Origin of the sequence: Paenibacillus tritici (assembly GCF_013204885.1) — a bacterium.
GTDB lineage: Bacteria > Bacillota > Bacilli > Paenibacillales > Paenibacillaceae > Paenibacillus_AQ > Paenibacillus_AQ tritici.
Window position 1 is genome coordinate 21,270 of sequence record NZ_JABMKX010000015.1, and the last position, 14,568, is coordinate 35,837.

The 14,568-nt window shown below is 53.3% G+C and carries 12 protein-coding genes; 1 reads left to right on the top strand and 11 read right to left on the bottom strand.

Annotated elements, in window-relative coordinates; translation table 11 throughout:
• Nucleotides 1-15: 15 nt before the first annotated feature.
• The 11 genes from HQN87_RS24140 to HQN87_RS24190 all read right to left on the bottom strand — a co-directional run bounded on the left by HQN87_RS24140 (nucleotide 16) and on the right by HQN87_RS24190 (nucleotide 13,380).
• Nucleotides 16-945, bottom strand: a complete 930-nt coding sequence (locus tag HQN87_RS24140) for a carbohydrate ABC transporter permease (protein ID WP_173138531.1) — start codon at nucleotides 943-945, stop codon at nucleotides 16-18.
• A 19-nt stretch (nucleotides 946-964) separates the two neighbouring features.
• Nucleotides 965-1,891, bottom strand: a complete 927-nt coding sequence (locus tag HQN87_RS24145; RefSeq protein WP_173138533.1) for an ABC transporter permease — start codon at nucleotides 1,889-1,891, stop codon at nucleotides 965-967.
• Nucleotides 1,892-2,085: 194 nt separating this feature from the next.
• Complete coding sequence (locus tag HQN87_RS24150; protein ID WP_173138535.1) at nucleotides 2,086-3,645, bottom strand: response regulator; 1,560 nt, start codon at nucleotides 3,643-3,645, stop codon at nucleotides 2,086-2,088.
• Nucleotides 3,646-3,704: 59 nt separating this feature from the next.
• Nucleotides 3,705-5,426, bottom strand: a complete 1,722-nt coding sequence (locus HQN87_RS24155; RefSeq protein ID WP_173138537.1) for a sensor histidine kinase — start codon at nucleotides 5,424-5,426, stop codon at nucleotides 3,705-3,707.
• A gap of 93 nt (nucleotides 5,427-5,519) precedes the next feature.
• Nucleotides 5,520-7,904 carry a beta-galactosidase GalA gene (gene galA / locus HQN87_RS24160; protein WP_173138539.1) on the bottom strand — a complete coding sequence of 795 codons (2,385 nt, stop codon included), beginning with the start codon at nucleotides 7,902-7,904 and terminating at the stop codon, nucleotides 5,520-5,522.
• 185 nt (nucleotides 7,905-8,089) lie between these two features.
• Complete coding sequence (locus HQN87_RS24165; RefSeq protein WP_173138716.1) at nucleotides 8,090-9,094, bottom strand: CapA family protein; 1,005 nt, start codon at nucleotides 9,092-9,094, stop codon at nucleotides 8,090-8,092.
• A gap of 75 nt (nucleotides 9,095-9,169) precedes the next feature.
• Complete coding sequence (locus tag HQN87_RS24170) at nucleotides 9,170-9,634, bottom strand: YfbM family protein (RefSeq protein WP_173138541.1); 465 nt, start codon at nucleotides 9,632-9,634, stop codon at nucleotides 9,170-9,172.
• A gap of 81 nt (nucleotides 9,635-9,715) precedes the next feature.
• On the bottom strand, nucleotides 9,716-10,375 hold the full coding sequence (locus tag HQN87_RS24175) for a class I SAM-dependent methyltransferase (RefSeq protein ID WP_173138543.1): 660 nt from the start codon (nucleotides 10,373-10,375) through the stop codon (nucleotides 9,716-9,718).
• A 340-nt stretch (nucleotides 10,376-10,715) separates the two neighbouring features.
• Nucleotides 10,716-11,738: an SDR family oxidoreductase gene (locus HQN87_RS24180; RefSeq protein ID WP_173138545.1), complete on the bottom strand. Its 1,023-nt coding sequence runs from the start codon at nucleotides 11,736-11,738 to the stop codon at nucleotides 10,716-10,718.
• Between the two features lie 18 nt (nucleotides 11,739-11,756).
• Nucleotides 11,757-12,695: an aldo/keto reductase family protein gene (locus HQN87_RS24185; RefSeq protein ID WP_173138547.1), complete on the bottom strand. Its 939-nt coding sequence runs from the start codon at nucleotides 12,693-12,695 to the stop codon at nucleotides 11,757-11,759.
• Between the two features lie 115 nt (nucleotides 12,696-12,810).
• Nucleotides 12,811-13,380, bottom strand: coding sequence for a TetR/AcrR family transcriptional regulator (locus HQN87_RS24190; protein ID WP_173138549.1), 570 nt, complete (start codon nucleotides 13,378-13,380; stop codon nucleotides 12,811-12,813).
• 191 nt (nucleotides 13,381-13,571) lie between these two features.
• Between HQN87_RS24190 and HQN87_RS24195 the strand changes: the two genes are divergently transcribed.
• Nucleotides 13,572-14,537 carry an NADP-dependent oxidoreductase gene (locus HQN87_RS24195; protein WP_173138551.1) on the top strand — a complete coding sequence of 322 codons (966 nt, stop codon included), beginning with the start codon at nucleotides 13,572-13,574 and terminating at the stop codon, nucleotides 14,535-14,537.
• Nucleotides 14,538-14,568: the final 31 nt, after the last annotated feature.

Consider the following 14,568-nt stretch of genomic DNA (forward strand, 5'->3'; position numbering starts at 1 on the left):
CAGGTTACCCTGTGATCATCCTTTGACTGCACCAATGGTAAGACCTGTTACGAAATATTTCTGAATGAACGGATACGCCAGCAGGATTGGCCCTGTAGCCACAATCGTCATGGCCATCTTCAGACTTTCGGTTGGCAGATCGGTGTTGACCACTGCGCCGGAAGCCATCATTGCCTTACGCATGCCGTCCATGTTACCCAGCATTTTGTATAGATAATACTGAAGCGGCATAAGCTCTGACTTGGAGATGAAGAGCAGCGCGTTGTACCAGTCATTCCAGTAAGCCAGGGCAATGAACAGACCAATGGTCGCCAGGGCAGGCTTGGACAACGGCACAATCAGCTGCATGAAGATCCGGAAATCGCCGGCTCCGTCGATTTTGGCGGATTCGGTAATGGCGTCAGGAATGCTGCTCATGAAAGACTTCATGACGATAATATAGAACACGTTCAGCATCATCGGCAGGATCAGCACCAGCAGGGTATCCTTCAGATGCAGATAATTGACGATCATCAGATACCACGGCACCAGACCGCCGCTGAACAATGTAGTGAAGAAGAAGAAGAACGAGAAGCGGCTGCGCCACTTGAAGTCTCTCCGGGACAGCACGTAGGCGGTCATCGAGGTGAGGAACAATCCAACCAGTGTGCCGATGGCAGTCACGGAGATAGTCACGCCGTAAGCTCTGAGCATCTCAGCCGGATATTTGAACAGCAGGCTGTAGGCTTCTGTCGAGAAGGCGGTCGGGAAGATCTGGAACCCTTTCTCGATAATCGCGCTCTCCTCACTCAGAGAGGAGGATATCACCAGAATGAACGGGAAGATACAGAAGATAGCCAGCACAGTAAGGGTTACATATCCGATTAAGGACAGGATCATCTTGTCTCTGTTGCCGGACTTTCTGCGTACTTCCGGTGTTTTAAGATTTGCAGTGGTTGAACTCATTGGGCATTACCTCCTTTTCCTAGAATAGAGCACGATCTTTGTCATATCTGCGTACCGCATAGTTGGCGAGCATAATCGTTGCGAAGCCAAGCAGTGATTGATAGAAGCCTGCTGCTGCGGACATTCCGATTTCATTGGATGTGGTCAGCGAGCGGAAGACGAAGGTGTCGATTACGTCTGTGGATGAGAACAGCAGGCCGTTGTTGCCGACCATGTTGTAGAACATCCCGAAGTCCCCGCGGAAGATATTACCGATGGCCAGCAGGACCAGAATGATGACGGTCGGCATCAGGTTCGGAACCGTAATTTTCATAATCCGCTGGAAAATATTCGCCCCGTCAATCTCGGCGGCTTCGTACATCTCGGTATCAATGCTGGTGATCGCGGCCAGATACATGATCGTTCCGTAGCCCAGTGTCTTCCAGGCGGAGACAATAACCAGGATGAACGGCCAGTAGGCTGCTGTATTATAGATATCCACCGGCTGCATGCCGAGGCCTTTGAGCAATACGTTGATGGTTCCTACATCGAAGTTGAACAGGTTGTACGCAATCGCTCCAACCACAACCCAGGAGATGAAATAAGGCAGGAACAATACGGTTTGCGTAAGCTTGCGGAACCATTTGCCCGCTACCTCGAACAGGAGGATCGCTGCAAAGATCTGAAGCACGTTGTTCACAACGATAAATGCAATGTTATACAGTGCCGTATTACGCGTTACGCGCCAGGCGTCACCGGAGTCGAAGAAGAATTTGAAGTTGTCCCATCCGTTCCAGGGACTGCCGAACACCCCGCCGGTGTAGTCGTATTGCTTAAACGCCAGAATAATGCCTGACATTGGTATATAAGCAAAGAGCAGGAAGAACAATACAGCCGGTGTCAGCATAAGAAGCAAGGATCTGTACTTCTTGACATCGTCCCAGAATCCATGTTGTTTCTGTTTCATCTTGAATCCCCTTTCCAATTTCCCATTTCTCTATAGCTTTATTATAAATAAGCGTCCTCCCGGTGGGGATTAAGGCTATCAACTAAAAGTAATACTTATTCAACGATCCGTTTAAAACATATACTGTCCAAAAAAACAAAAAACGTTGCCTCTGATATGAAAATCAGGATTGGCAACGTTTGGTATTTCAAAACTTATATTTTCTGCTTCTTCCGGTACTCCCCCGGCGTCATGCCGGTAATCTGCTTGAACTGCCGGTTGAAGTAGATAATGTTCTTATAGCCCATGCGTTCTGCAATCTCATAGATCTTGAGCGTCGGATCGCTGAGCAGCTCGAAGACTCTGCCCGTCTTGCGTTCATTGACGTATTCACTGAAGGGGAGCCCGTATTCCTCCTTGAACAGGAAGCCCAGATAATTCGGTGTGAAGTCGAAATGGGCCGCTACTTCCTTCAGCGTGATCTTCTTCTCCAGATTCTCCTCCACATAGTTCATAATCTCATCAATCAGCTTGCGCTTCTGCCGCTGCCGCTTCACGTACAGGAGCTCCGACAGCTCGAAGAACCTCCGTCTCATCCAGGACAGGATGTCGTGAATCGTCTCGAACTGGAACAGGATGTCCGGCTGATGAGACTCCCACTGCAGGAGCTCATACAGATTCTCGTTCTGCTGCTGCAGGTCGGCATGCAGCTTGGAGGTGATGCGGACAATCAGCTCATAGACATCCTTCTTCCCGGCGCTCTTGAACAGCTCCAGCAGATGATCGTCAATCGCCACCAGGTCGTACTGGATGATCGCCTCCAGCAGCTGCACAACCGTCTGTTCAATCCGGGCCCCCGGCGTACCGCGCGGGGAAGACTCCAGGTTATCACGGATCAGCCGGTTCTTCCCGAGCAGCCACTTCGCGCTAAGTGCGGCCGTTGCCTGCTGGTAGGATTCGTGCAGGCCCGCCTCATCCTGGGCATAACGCCCGACGCCGATAGTTAATGTGCAGGGGGAGCTGCCCGCCATATGCTGAATCAGCTCATCCAGCAGACTAAGGAAGCTGTCCGGCGGAAGGCTGCAAAGAATGACGAACCGGTGATGATGGACCGGAATCAGCGTCCCCAGCTTGGCACTCTCCACGAACGCTCTGATCAGTCCGGTCATCTGCCGCGTCTTGACACGCGCCTCCTCCTCGGACAAGTCGCGCAGCTTCCATTCCAGATCATCAATCTCAACAATGGCCGCAGCCGCCCCCTTCTGCAGCAGCGGATTCAGGGCGCTGCGCAGATGCGGCTCCGCCGGTTCAGGCGAGGCCTCTTCGAACCAGCGCAGAATCAGCTCCTTGTTCACAAGCGACAGCGCTTCAGTGAAGGAGCGGTTCTGCTCCCGTTCCTGCTCCAGAGATGCAGACAGGGACTCCAGCATTTCGTAGAGATCCTTGTCTTCCACAGGCTTCAGCAAATACCCTGAAGCATTGATCTCTATCGCCTCCTTGGCATAACTGAAGTCTTCATGCCCGCTGATGAAGACGATTTTGACCTTCGGATGAATGACCTTGGCCCGGCGGGCGAACTCCGTTCCCATCATAATCGGCATCCGTATATCGGACAGGATGATATCCACCCGCTCCTGCTCCATGATCTTAAGCGCATTGAAGCCGCTGTTCGCCGTTCCTACCACTGCCAGATCGAGCGGGCTGGCCAGCACTCTGCGCCGCAGCCACTCCAGATCAATAGCTTCATCGTCAACCAGTAATACATTGATACTCATCGCAATCTTACCCTCCTGTGTGTACGTGCTGCATTGCCGCAAGGCTAATTAGCGGCCCGCTACAGATCCTCATCATCCTGAAGCCCGGCAGGAAGAAGCAGCCGCACGGTTGTTCCTCCTCCGTAGAAGCTGGCAATGCTCACCCCGTACGCCTCACCGTATCTGAGCTTGATCCGCTCATCCACATTCCTGACCCCGTAACCGCCGGACTGGCCGGGTCCCTGCATCATTCGCTTGACTACCTCCGGGCGCATCCCAATCCCGTTATCTATTACCTTCAGCTCAATGTTGCCTCCCACCCGCTTGCCGGTCAAGCGGATGGCAATGGTCTCTCCGAACCAGGCATGCTTGAACACATTCTCCACAAAAGGCTGAAGCAGCAGCTTGATCACCTGCATATGCCTGATTTCCTCATCGACATCAACGTACAGCGTGAAGGCATCCGCATATTTGACCCGCTGGATTTCGAGATAGGTCTCCACCTGCTCCAGCTCCTTCTCCAGTTCAATGTAGACATTGCCCTGATTCAGCGTCAGCCGGTAGAAGCGTGACAATCCCTGGACCATCTCCGTAACCTTGCCGATTTCGCCCAGATTCGCCAGGCTGCTGATCGTAGATAACGTATTATAGAGAAAATGCGGGTTAATCTGGGCCTGCAGCGCTTCCAGCTCCGCCTGCTTCTTCTGGATTCCCTGTACATAGACGCTGTTGATCAGCTCCTGAATATTCGTAGCCATGTCATTGAAGGAATCTGCAATCTGTACAAATTCATCATTGCCCGAGAAGCGGATCCGCTTCTGGAAATTCCCTTCCTGAAAGGAACGCACCAGGCCTACAATCCGGCTCATCTTGCGCCCGGAGATCCGTGCCACCACATAGCCGATAATGGTCATCACCAGGAAGCTCAGACTACAGACCGCAATGATCACCCTGCGCAGCCGTCCGGCGTCCTGAGTCAGATACTTTTGCGGGACCAGGGCTTCAATGATGAAATTACTTCCCGGAATCTGTTCATGCAGACTGAGAAAATTCTCTTCCCCGCTGTTATAATTGGCGGTTCCCCGCTGGAACAGAATGTCTCCGGTAGCCTCCTCCACCAGCCGCAGCGTAATCCCCTCATCCAGCGGGAAGGTATCGAAGCCGCCGAACAGGTCCTCCAGAGATACGGTAATCCGCACATAGCCGATCAGGGATTGGTAATCACTGAAATTGACGAGTCTGCGCACATGCGAGAGATTGCCCAGCTTCTGGTCCGTATCAATCTGCAGCCACAGGTTGTCGCGCTTGGAATCCTTGAGGGACCGGTACCATTCACTCCCGGTAATGTCATCCAAGGACAGAATATAATAGTCGCTCTTAATGATCGGCTCATTCAGATTGTCCCCGGATACAATGTTGAGATCCGCATTCGGAGTATAGAGAATGAAGCGGATCTTATTCCCGAAGAGCTGCAGGGGCGCGGTAATCTGGGGCACGATCTCATCAAGCATCGTCAGATAAATCTCGAACGGCGTCCCCTTCATCTCCAGCGCACGCTGGAACGGCTGGCTGCCGAACAGGTTGTCCGACATCCGCTGGATTTCATCCATCTGATAGCGGATATTGTTCCTCGACTGCTCCATTCCCGTTCTGATGTTGGACTCGGCCATCTCTGTTCTGGAGTCGGTCAGCATGGAATACGAGATATAGCCGATGAACACATCGGTCAGGAGAACCAGCAGCAGATAGGGAATCATCATTTTATAGGTGAACGGCATATATTTCTTAAGCTTAGGCATCATTCGCGGGACATCCTCTGCAAGGAATTCGTTATTGTATATTATCGTTCCACCAGCGGCTAATCATTAGTCCGGCCCGGAAGTCTGCTGCCAGCCTTACTCGGATTCTGAAGCAGATTGCAGCATCACTTCCGCAGACTTCAGCCCCATGGATACGGCCCGCACCTGAATAGCACCTGCTGCTGCTGAAGTCTGAACTAAGGCCAGACACCACCCGTTAAAAGCCCGCCGCAGCACAGACTTATCCGGCTCATGGCTGCTTGGATTGCCGTTGCCTGTGCCGAGCAGCGCACCGGCTCCCGTCACTTCAAAGCGGATCTCGTTGTCGGCTGCCGGAACGACATACCCCTGCTTGTCCAGAATGGCGACACGGACCGGAATTGTATCCGAGCCGTCCGCCCGGGCGTCCAGCCGATCCGGGAACAATCCGATCTGGTAAGGCTGACCGGCGGTGACCACTGTCTTCTCGGCGATCATCTGCCCGCCGCGTTTGCCGGCGGCTTGCAGCTCACCGGGTTCATAGGCAACCTCCCACGACAAATACCCGTTCATGTCCACCTGCTGTTCACCCAGGCTTCTGCCGTTCAGAATCAGCTCCACCGTATCGGTATTCGCGAACACCCGCACCTCCACCGGCCTGCCCTCGGACCCGGGCCAGTTCCAGTGCGGAAGCAGATGAACCATCGGCTCCTCCTTCCACACGGACTGCATGTAGTAATAGCTGTCCTTAGGGAACCCGCAGGTGTCCATCAGCCCGAAATGCGAATTGATGCAAGGCCAGAGGTAAGGCGTTGGCTCTCCCCGGTAATCAAAGCCTGTCCACATGAAGACACCGGTCAGGAAGCGGTGCTTCACAAGATCGCTCCATGCCTGCTGCGGAGTGCAGCCCCATGACGGAATGTTCGTCCCGTATTCAGAGCAATAGCCTTTTACCGGATCATCCTCATAGATGCCCCGGGTTGCAGTATAACTGGCACATTCACTGCCAATCATGAGGCGGCCCGGATACAGCCCGTGGTCCCGGATGTCAATGCTCTGGTCTGCCCTGTGTCCATAATTATAGCCTGTGATCTCTACCGCATCATTATAGCCATTCTCATTCCAGCCGTGATTCATGGCAGCCGAGGTCGGGCGGGTCGGGTCAATCCGGCGGGTCGTCTGCGCAAGCGTCTTAAGAATCCGGGCCCCCGTCACGGTTCCTTCAAGAACCTCCTCATTCTCCAGGTTCCAGATAATGACGCAAGGGTGATTCCTGTCCCTGTAGAGCATCCGTTCCAGCTGGCTCAGGCCATTCGGGCTGCTGTCCAGCTTACGGTTCTCATCCATCACCAGCATCCCGATCCGGTCGCAGATATCCAGCAGCTCAGGCGTTGGCGGATGATGCGCACTGCGGTAAGCGTTAGAGCCCATCTCCTGCAGCAGTCTTAGCTTGTATTCAATCAGGCTGTCCGGCAGCGCTACCCCTACTCCGGCAAAATCCTGGTGATTGCATGTCCCCTTGATCAGCAGCGGTTCACCGTTCAGGAAGAATCCCTCCTCCGGGTCGAAGCGGATACTGCGGATACCGAAGATCGTCTCGTACCGGTCCAGCTCTTGACCTCCCGCTATAACCGTCGATTCAGCTCTGTACAGGGAAGGGGAATCAGGACACCAGAGCATCGGCTGCTCCACATGGAAGCTCTGCTCCAGCTCCGTATCCGCGTACCAGTCCGCATAGGCTTCCGCCGATCCCGCGCAGACCTGCATTCCGGCAGCATCATAGATTACGGTCCGCAGGGATACCTGCATCCCTTCGGGATAGTCATTGCGGATACGGGTACGGAGATGAACCACAGCCTGATCCTTGGCAACCTCCGGCGTCGTAATATAGGTGCCGTACTCAGCCACATGCAGGCGGTCCGTATTCTCCAGCCAGACATGCCGGTATATGCCGCAGCCCTCATACCACCAGCCTTCACATTCCGTGGCATCAACCTTGACGACAATGACATTGGTGCCTTCCCCGCCATAGCGGAGTACATCCGTCAGATCATAACTGTACCCGATATAACCGCCGTGATGCGAGCCGAGCAGATGCCCGTTGACCCAGACTGTGCTGGTGCCGGATACTCCGTCGAAGCGGATCTTCCACTTGGACCCGTATGCTTCTGCCGGAAGCGTGAAGGTTCTGCGGTAGAAGCCGGTCCCGCCCGGCAAATAACCATGGCTGCCATCCCTCGAGCCCAATCCCTCATCCTGAACGTACTCCTGCTCCACACACCAGTCATGCGGCAGGCTTACCGCCGTCCATTCCAGCTGCTGCTCACTCATTCCTTTATCATTAAAAGCAATATCCAGCCACTCCCCCTCCCGGAGAGCGCCCGTATCTGTAATCCCGCCTGTCATTCCGCCTTTGACTGCATACGGAATATGAAGCCCCCCCCGATAAAAGCTCCAGTCCCCGTCAAACTTAACCTTACTTCTCACCGTTCCCGTTCTCACTTGTGCGTGACCCTCCTTGATGGACTAATATTCATATTGTAGAGTAGATTAGCTCCACGCAGTTAGTACAATGCTAAGAATGAATAGCACAAAATGAATAATACCGGGAAGACGCCAAACAGCCCAGGAAGGGATTAGAAGCTCCTCCCCCGGGCTGGTCTGATATTATGATCCGTGCCGCTGCTTCAGAGCTTCTCGCTGACTGCCCCTCCGGCTGCGATCTTCGCATTGAAGGAGAGCTGATTGAGCTTCCGGATGGTCTCTTTATTGTAGGCTTCCCCCATGAAGTTCGGCTGACCGCCAATAATTTTGACCGGAGTAATGCTGCTCGTCACCCCTGAATTATTAATAGTGAAGTTAACCAGCATGGAATGCAGCGTTTTGTCCCCGCCCCGCGTAGAGCGGTTGAACACAAAATTACCCAGCGAATAATAAATCGGCTTATGCTTGTAATATTCGATCCCCATCAGACAATGGCTGTGCGCCCCAAGGATAATATCGGCTCCGCTGTCAATCATCTGCTTGGCCAGCTTCCGGGCATATTCCTCCGGGTAATCCTTGAATTCCTGATTCCAGTGGATATATACAATCGTATAATCATTATCCTTGGCAGACTTCTTAATTGCACTCAGCAGCGGTTCCGCCGTATAGGCAGAGGCTGCACCCGGACTGCTCTTGCCTGCATACCAGGAAGGGTCAGACAGCACCCGGCTTGTTCCCAGGATGGCGATCCGCTTGCCTTTGACAGTCTTGATATACGGTTTAAAAGCCTCTTCGATGTTATGGCCTGCCCCTGTATGCCCAATCTTATTCCGGTCGAGATGGGTCAGCGTATCCAGCATGGCGGTCCGCCCGTAATCCAGAATATGATTATTGGCCAGGGACACCCCGTCGATCCCTGCATAACTTAATCCCGCCAATGCCGCCGGCTTCGAGCGGAAGGTGAATGTCTTGCCGGCCGCTTCACCGCGCACCGAGACCGGAGTCTCCAGATTGGCAAAAGCCAGATCTGCCTTTTGCAGCACCGGAGCTACCTTTTTAAATGGAAAATCCACTCCGTACTTGGCGATCTGATCGCCGACAAAGCCGTCCAGCAGAATATCCCCGGCAAAAGCAAGGCGGATATCCTCCTGCGGAGCAGCACCTTGGCCGCTAACACCCGCAGCCGGGACAAGCAGGAGCAGAATCATGAATAATAGAGCATATCTGCGCAAGTTCTCTGACTCCTTTAACTAATGAATTTAGACTGTGATAGTTACCCTGGCTTAAGAAATATAGAAGAGAACGCAGGATTGACTTGCGCTTGCCGTCCGGTAGAATTCCTGTATGGCCGTGAAATAAGTATAGATATAATCAAAGAACTCTTCCGCCTCATCATCCTCCACCAGCGGGTAGATCCCTTCCTCCATCATCTGCCGGAATGAATATTGTTCCCGCAGCCAGGCTTCTTCTATTCCTTCCAGCGCTGCTGCCGTTTCCTTCACCTGCTCCGGTTCCATGGCAAAGACCTCGGCATCCGAATAGTGCCCGATATAATGACTGGTCAGAGGTACAGCAGCACCCAGCGGCGAGCCGTCTCCCTCCTGTCCGCCGTTCAGTATATAATGCAGAGCTTGCCAGGACTTATCAATATCAAGCTTCGGTCCGATCCCGTGCAGGCTCACTTCTTCATTCCGTATAGCCTGAAGCAGTTCTGCATTTACAGCAAGATAGTTGCCAATCATCCCCATGAGGTTGTCTCCTTCTTTCTTCAGTCTTGAAGTTATTCTACTACACCGGAGGGAAACAACCAAATGGGGGTAGGGTATTTGCTAGATTTGCGCTTTTTTGAGGACGGCCCGGAAGCAGTTAAGACCACCATACAGATCCGTATGCGCAGCATCTGCCGGAAGATTGAAGTCTGTTTCCCCCCAGTACTGGAATCCGGCCTGCAGCAAAATCTCATTCATCCGCGGCAGGTTGACGGTCGGATGATCAAAGGTCAGGACGAGCAGCCCTTCTCCATTAAGTGTTCTATGGAACTCGCGGACCGCAAGCACCGCCTCCTGTACGGACAGATGCTCCAGCACCGAGATGCAAAATACCGTATCGAAGCTCTCATCGTCATACGGCAGTGCGGTCAGGTCCGCCTGGGCCAGATGCAGCCTGCCCATAGATTCTGCCCCCACCTGCTTTGCTGCCTCAGCTCCGATATCATCGGTAATGTTCTGCATGATCGCTTCTCGTGACAGAATCCGCACATCCTTATCACAGGCATGGACCTCTGCACTATGCTCGGCAAGGTAGAACTTGAGCGGATGACAAATCCCGCACGCGGCATCCAGCACAACATCATGCGGTGAAATGAAATGGGTACACCATTCGTATTCATAAGGACGGCTCCACCAGGCTTCCGGCAAATCATAAATCAGCTTCTCACGGCGTGCATCGGTGTTCACAAAAAAACGGGAGACGTAAGGGTGTGTCGGCATGGCCAGGACTCCTTTTTCGAGGGGATTTCGGTAGTCAGAGTATATTCACGAATCCGGGTTTCATGCTATAACCAGGCTATAAGCTGACATAAGCTGAATGAACACCCAAGTACAAACAGCTTTTTAATTTGGAGCAGGATTAACGTGAGCGCTTGGGTGGACGCTGCGTGAACGGACCGTTGTTCCAATCGCTGTTGTACGCTATGAACTACAACATAGAGCAACGCCCCTCCAATAACAGGAGGAGCGCTGCTCTATAGACTTTTATGATTTACAATTAAAAGGACCTGTCTTCCTCGTTGAAAATCCACTTTTAACAGCCTAGCTTATCTGATTCTGCTTATACGTAATAGGTTAGCAGCTTCGCATCAACGCCATGCTTGGCGATTAGCCCGTCCAGCATTTTGGAGAAGTCAGGGTCGGAGGTGCAGCGCTCCGGATGAGACTCGAACCAGGCAATGGACTGCTTCACCCCTTCGGCAAAGGGGACGGTAGCCTGGAAGTCAGGGACCAGACGTTTGATCTTGCTGTTGTCGAACACACTGCTGACCGCCTGATCACCAATCAGCCCGTCCGCTGTTCCGGCCGGTGTGTTCGCAGCGATGAAGTCGGTCGAGATATGCACAACCTTCGGCTCACGGCCTGCGGCCGCCCCGATGGCAGCGTAGATCTGATTCCAGTTCAACACCTCGTCCGAGGTAATATGAACCGCTTCTCCAATCGCCTCCGGATGTCCCAGCAGCCCGACGAATCCTTTGGCAAAATCGGTATTATGCGTCAAGGTCCACAGAGAGGTGCCGTCGCCATGAATAACAAGCGGCTGGCCCTTGCGGATGCGTTCCACCAGTGACCATGGATGGCTCCAACTGGTCAGCGCGGCCGGGATGGCTGTATCCCCATAAGTATGGGAAGGCCGGACAATCGTCACCGGGAAGCCGCTCTTCTGATAAGCTTCCAGCAGCAGCTGTTCGGAGGCAATCTTGTCCCGGGAATACTGCCAATACGGATTCACAAGCGGTGTCTCTTCTGTGATCAGATAACTACGCTGCGGCTTCTGGTAAGCGGAAGCCGAGCTGATATAGATGTATTGCCGCGTCTTGCCTGTGAACAGATCAATATCCGTCTGCACATGCTCCGGCGTGAAGGCAATCCAATCGACTACAACATCGAAATCATAGTCCTTCAGCGCCTCGGCCGCCTTATCCTTATCACGGATATCGCCCTGTATCACCTGCGCACCCTTAGGCACAAATCCGCTGCGCTCTCCACGGTTGAACAGATACAGTTCTATTCCCCGTTCCACTGCCAGCCGGGATACTGCCTGACTGATAAGTCCCGTACCTCCGATAAATAGAACCTTCATCTGTATCCTCCCTCTCTCTTAGCCGATAATTTCATCAATTCGTGCCAATACATCCTCTGTAAGCTCTATACCGGAAGCCTTCACATTCTCTTCGACCTGTTCCGGACGGCTGGCGCCGACCAGGGCACTTGCTACATTAGGCTGGCGCAAGATCCAGGCCAGTGCCAGATTCCCTACTGTAATTTCCAGCTCTGCGGCAATCCTGCCCAGCTCCTGAACCTTGCCGAGCTTCTCCTCTGTAATCCCTTTGCGCATCCAGTCGAGCCTCGCGGCCCGGCTATCTGCCGGAATATCGGAGACCGAGCTGTATTTACCGGTCAGCAGGCCCTGGGCAAGCGGTGAGAATACGACCTGTCCGATTCCCTTGCGCAGGCCAAGCGGAATAATCTCTTTCTCAATATAACGTTCGAACATATTGTAGACCGGCTGGTTAACCACGATATGATCCAGCAGATAACGGTCCGCAACTGCAAGGGCCTCGGCCATCTGCGCTGCCGTCCACTCACTTACTCCCACATAGAGGACCTTGCCCTGCCGCACCAGATCATCCAGTGCCCGCAGCGTCTCTTCGATCGGGGTCTCCGGGTCATACCGGTGGCAATACAGCAGATCCACATATTCAGCGCCAAGCCGCTTCAGGCTGGCATGACATTGCTCGGTAATATGCTTACGGGAGAGACCGCGGTCATTCGGACCGTCACCCATTACACCGAATACCTTGGTCGCCAGCACATAGGATTCACGCGGATAGCTGCTTAGGGTAGCGCCGAGCACTTTTTCCGCCGCCCCTTTCTCATAGACATTCGCCGTATCAAAAAAATTGATGCCCAAGGAGTAAGCGGTTTCAATCGCCCTAACGGCATTGTCCTGCTCTACATAACCTCCGTAGGTCAACCAGCTTCCCAGGCTGATCTCACTGACCTTAAGTCCGCTTCCACCTAATCTGCGATATTTCACGATTTAACTGCTCCTCTCTGAATCCGGCTTGTCTAACCGGTTACTCCATACACATGTTCATTCTAGAACAATTTGGATGAAATAGGAAGTAGTCCGCCAAGTGAACCTGAGCCGCTCAAGGGGTAGGCTGTACCTGCGGAACCATCTGGTTGCGCTCCATTAGCGCCCACACTTGTTCTGCCAGCTCTGCTGCTGAATACGTCGTGGCCCGGGTAACCAGCTGCTCAATCATACCGGTCATCGCCACAGCCAGAAATTGCACCAGAATGCCCTTCTCCATCCCCCGGTTAATGCCGCTCATATCCACCTGTTTGTCGAATCCCCGCAGCAGTACCGCCTGCAGACGGTTTCTGAACGCAGGGACACCTTGATTGGCCAGTGCTGCGGCATAGAAGGAAGCATGATCATCCAGATAACGGAACGTATAGCGCAAAGATTCTGCTGTAGGGAAAAGCGCCTGCTCGCCGCAAGGGAGACAGCTGTCGATCAATTGGACAAAATGGGTACGGATGCACTGATCCAGCAGATCGTATTTGTCAGTGTAATGTAAATAAACCGTGCCCCGGCTTACATTGGCCCGCTCGGCAATTTCGTTAATCGTGATCTGTTCGAAATTCTTCTCCCCGATCAGCTGGATAAAAGCCCCGATAATAGCTTCACGTGATTTACGTATCCGTCTGTCCATAGATAACTCCCTCTTGACTCCGTTCACCCTGAGTTGGATCAGTTGAACACTTCTCCTGATTGTGTGCAATACTGAACGGATTCTGGAATTCTAGCAATTGATACAGCGATAACGCACTGGTAGGATCATTATATTGAACGCCTATTCATAAATCAACAGACGCTCAACTATAGAGACGGGAGGATTCAATCATGAATGCCATTGTGATCGAGCATTACGGTAACCCCGGAGTGTTCACAGAACAGAGTCTCCCTGCTCCCGCCCTTACCGATACCCAGGTGCTGGTTGAGATGTACGCAACCACTGCAAGCTCCGCAGACACCCTGGTCCGCTCAGGTACATTCAAGCAGGTGATGCAGGTTCAGTTCCCGCATGTGCTGGGTGTAGAGGTAGCCGGAATCGTGCGGGAGACCGGAAGGAAGGTAGCGCATCTGAAGACTGGCGACCGCGTCATGGGACTCACCAGATCCGGCGGCGGTTACGCTGACTTTGTAGCACTGGAAGAAAGCTCAGCCGTTGTCATTCCGCCCGGCATCTCCTTCCAGGAAGCAGGTGCTCTACCGGCCTCTGCTTTGTCGGCCTGGCAATCCCTGTTCCAGTACGGGAAGCTGCTGGCCGGTCAGCGGATTCTTATCCACGCAGGCGCAGGCGGCGTGGGACACCTCGCCGTTCAACTGGCTAAGCAGCATGGCGCCTATGTCATCGCCACAGCCCGTGCGTACAATCATGATCTGGTGCGGCAGCTGGGTGCCGATGAAGTCATTGACTATACAACCACTGATTTCTCAGCAGCGGCAGGCCCGGTGGATGTCGTACTGGATATGGTGCGGGACCGTGCTGTAGATGCAGAGACAGGGATAGGGGCAACCGAACAGAAGAATATCCAGATTCTGCGGGATCACGGCAGGCTGGTCTCCCTCGTAGACCCGCTGATCGCCACTCATCCCAAGGTTCGCGGTATCGAGGCCCAGTTTGCCTATATAGAGCCGAACCGCGAGGACCTGTCCGCCATTGTCCGGCAAGTCAGCGAGAACAGGCTGAAGGTGCATGTCGACAAAATTTTCCCGTTCACCATACAGGGAGTAACCGGTGCCCATGCTCATTATGAAGCCGGGAAGTACCGGGGGAAATTAGTGATCCAGAGACAACCGGGATAGCCCGCGTCATCTCCCAACAACAAAGAGGCAA

Bases quoted from the DNA above. Each gene is read 5' to 3' on its own strand.
- HQN87_RS24190 (WP_173138549.1), bottom strand. From the start codon at position 13,380: ATGGACAGACGGATACGTAAATCACGTGAAGCTATTATCGGGGCTTTT.
- HQN87_RS24145 (WP_173138533.1), bottom strand. From the start codon at position 1,891: ATGAAACAGAAACAACATGGATTCTGGGACGATGTCAAGAAGTACAGA.
- HQN87_RS24180 (WP_173138545.1), bottom strand. From the start codon at position 11,738: ATGAAGGTTCTATTTATCGGAGGTACGGGACTTATCAGTCAGGCAGTA.
- HQN87_RS24170 (WP_173138541.1), bottom strand. From the start codon at position 9,634: ATGGGGATGATTGGCAACTATCTTGCTGTAAATGCAGAACTGCTTCAG.
- HQN87_RS24165 (WP_173138716.1), bottom strand. From the start codon at position 9,094: ATGATTCTGCTCCTGCTTGTCCCGGCTGCGGGTGTTAGCGGCCAAGGT.
- HQN87_RS24150 (WP_173138535.1), bottom strand. From the start codon at position 3,645: ATGAGTATCAATGTATTACTGGTTGACGATGAAGCTATTGATCTGGAG.
- HQN87_RS24175 (WP_173138543.1), bottom strand. From the start codon at position 10,375: ATGCCGACACACCCTTACGTCTCCCGTTTTTTTGTGAACACCGATGCA.
- HQN87_RS24155 (WP_173138537.1), bottom strand. From the start codon at position 5,426: ATGATGCCTAAGCTTAAGAAATATATGCCGTTCACCTATAAAATGATG.
- HQN87_RS24140 (WP_173138531.1), bottom strand. From the start codon at position 945: ATGAGTTCAACCACTGCAAATCTTAAAACACCGGAAGTACGCAGAAAG.
- HQN87_RS24195 (WP_173138551.1), top strand. From the start codon at position 13,572: ATGAATGCCATTGTGATCGAGCATTACGGTAACCCCGGAGTGTTCACA.